The 2,562-nt window shown below is 72.5% G+C and carries 3 protein-coding genes; 1 reads left to right on the forward strand and 2 read right to left on the reverse strand.

Going from position 1 to position 2,562, the window contains the following annotated elements; translation table 11 throughout:
- Positions 1 to 255, reverse strand: a 255-nt coding sequence (locus AB0M36_RS20575; protein ID WP_364159767.1) for a hypothetical protein, incomplete at its 3' end; no start/stop codon positions are given.
- Positions 256 to 345: 90 nt separating this feature from the next.
- A complete protein-coding gene (locus AB0M36_RS20580) occupies positions 346 to 1,299 on the reverse strand; it encodes an alpha/beta hydrolase (RefSeq protein WP_364159769.1) in 954 nt (317 codons plus the stop codon).
- A gap of 181 nt (positions 1,300 to 1,480) precedes the next feature.
- Here AB0M36_RS20580 and AB0M36_RS20585 point away from each other — a divergent pair, with 181 nt between their 5' ends.
- Positions 1,481 to 2,428 carry a carbonic anhydrase gene (locus tag AB0M36_RS20585; RefSeq protein WP_364159771.1) on the forward strand — a complete coding sequence of 316 codons (948 nt, stop codon included), beginning with the start codon at positions 1,481 to 1,483 and terminating at the stop codon, positions 2,426 to 2,428.
- The last annotated feature ends 134 nt before the right edge of the window (positions 2,429 to 2,562 follow it).

Below are 2,562 nucleotides of genomic sequence, written 5' to 3' on the forward strand. Positions count from 1 at the left end.
TGCGCTTGCGCCTTGCGCTTGCGCCTTGCGCTTGCGCCTTGCGCTTGCGCCTTGCGCTTGCGCCTTGCGCTTGCGCCTTGCGCTTGCGCCTTGCGCTTGCGCCTTGCGCCCTTGCGTCTTCTGCCTTTGCCCGTCAAGCCTGGCGTTATGCGCCTCGACCTTTTGTTGCGGCTTAGTCGTGTAGTCCTTTTTGCCGTTTTGTTCGGTTCGGCCGTGCCGTCCCGTCGGCTCCTTGTGCGTCCGCCGTGCCTTCAATCTGTCCGCGCCGGGCCTGCCTTCCCGTCTCGGCCCGGCGCTACCGGTCGCTCCTGGTCTTCGGCGTGGCCGGTCGGACCGGGCCTGTGATCAGGCTGCCTGGTCGTAGCCGTCCCGGTGGAGCCGCAGGCCGCGACGATGACGCTGGGCGCGGGTGCTCTCGGCCGCCTTGGCCACGACGGCGGTCAGCGCCGCCGACACCTCGCCGGGCCGTTCCATCATGAGCATGTGCCCCGCCCCGTCGCAGACGGTCAGCGCCGTGCCGGGCAGGAACTCGGCGATCGACTCCGCGCACGCCGGCGGAGTCAGCCGGTCCTTGTCGCCGACCAGCACCGCCGCGGGTACGTCCCCCAGCGCGGCGAGCGTGTGCAGGCGCTGCTGCGCGCCGACGGAGGCCCGGAAGCCGCCGATCGACCGCAGTGAGGCCCGGCCGATCGCGGTCATCGTCATCTCCAGGTCCCCCGGCTCGTGCTCGTCGCCGAAGAGCAGCCAGCGCACCCCCGGCCGCAGGGCCGGCAGCACGGCCCGGTGCGGGCGCCACGCGCCGAGGCGGGCGAGAACGCCGGCGCCGGTCTGCTCTGCCGCCCGCAGGAACGGGGTGAGCGAGGTCGGCAGGCCGTAACAAGTGTGAGTGGCGCCCTCAGCGGTAGTGGAGACGAACAACAACCCGGCGATCCGCTCGGCGAACTCCTCCGGGTACGAGTCGGCGTACTCCATGATCGTCATGCCGCCCAGTGAGTGCCCGGCCAGAACGACCGGGCCGGCTGGTGCATACGCGTCGATCACCTCCGCCAGATCGTCGCCGAGCTGCCGCAGCGTGGCCGAGCGCAGGCGCGTGGTGCTGGAACGGCCGTGACCACGCGCGTCGTACGCGATCACCCGGGTGTCCGTGCCCTCCAGGGCACGCATCTGGTAGTGCCACGTGCGTCGGTCCAGGCACCAGCCGTGCAGGAAGACGACGGTCACCGGCGCGTCGACGGGACCGGACGTCTCGACATGCAGCCGCACGCCGTCGGCGAGAGCGAACTCCGAACGCTCGAGCATGGGCACCTCCGTGTATCGCACGGCCCCGTTGTACCCACGGGTAACAATCATCACGCGGTTCGCGCGAATTTGCCACCAGAGAACGAAAATGTTTCGGGATGTCGACAAGAGGGTGTCGCCGGAAACGTGATGTGCCTCCCACCGCCCGCCCGGCGGCCGTCGCTCGTAGAGAATCGGTGTCATGTCGGGTCCTACCCCTGCCTCCGCCCCCGCCGCCAGCCCACTGCCGCCGGCCGCCCCCTCGGCGCCGACCGACTCCCCGGCGGTGGCTCCCGCCGTGCCGGTCGACGCCCCGACCCCACTGAACGACTCGTCGACCCCGGATGCCTCCTCGGTCGCGCCCATCTCCCCGGCGGTGACCGCCACGCCGGCCGTGCCGGTGTCGCCCGCGGTGACCGCCGCGCCGGCCGTGCCGGTGTCGCCCGCGGTGACCTCCACGCCGGCCGCGCCGGTGTCACCGGCGGCGGGCCGCGACGGAGCCGGTGTCGCCGGGGCACGCCTGCCTCAAGTCCGGGCCAGTTCCTCCGGCCCGGCGCCTACCCGGATCACGCGCCCCGCCGACGCCCTGGCCGAGCTGATCGCCGGCAACCGCCGCTTCGTAAGCGGCCGCCCGGAGCACGGGCATGACGTGTCCGCGGCCGCGACCGCCTCCGGTGGGCAGCTCCCGCACGCGGTCGTGGTGGGCTGCATCGACTCCCGGGTCCCGCTCGAGGCGATCTTCGACCAGACCTTCGGCTCGATCTGCGTGATCCGCTCCGGCGGCCATGTCGTCGACCGCGCGGTGCTGGGCTCGGTCGGCTTCGCGGTATCCGCCCTGAAAGTCCCACTGATCATGGTCCTGGGCCACGTCCGCTGCGGCGCCGTGGACGCGACCGTCAGCGCCCTCCGCACAGGATCCCGGCCGGACGGCGACGTGGGCTACCTAGTGGACGAGATCGCCCCCGCGGTACGCGGCGTCGGCCTCGACGACCCCGACGTCACGGCGAAGGCCATGCGCGCGCACGTCGCCCGGACGGTCCGCCGCCTCCGCGACGTGACCGGAGTGCCGGAATTGGTGGCAGCGGGCTCGGTGAGCATCGCCGGAGCGGTCTACGACCTGGACACCGGCTGGGTCGACCTCCTGACCTGAGATCCGGTCGGGCCTGGTCCGCCTCGCAGCGGACCAGGCCGTCGGACCGGCCGGGAGCCGGTACGGATCAGGCCGATCCGGCCCGACGGGAGAGCGTGTGCCGATCCGGCCCGACGGAGAGTCCGCCCGCGACC

The organism is Actinoplanes sp. NPDC051346 (assembly GCF_040682215.1).
Classification (GTDB): Bacteria; Actinomycetota; Actinomycetes; order Mycobacteriales; family Micromonosporaceae; genus Actinoplanes.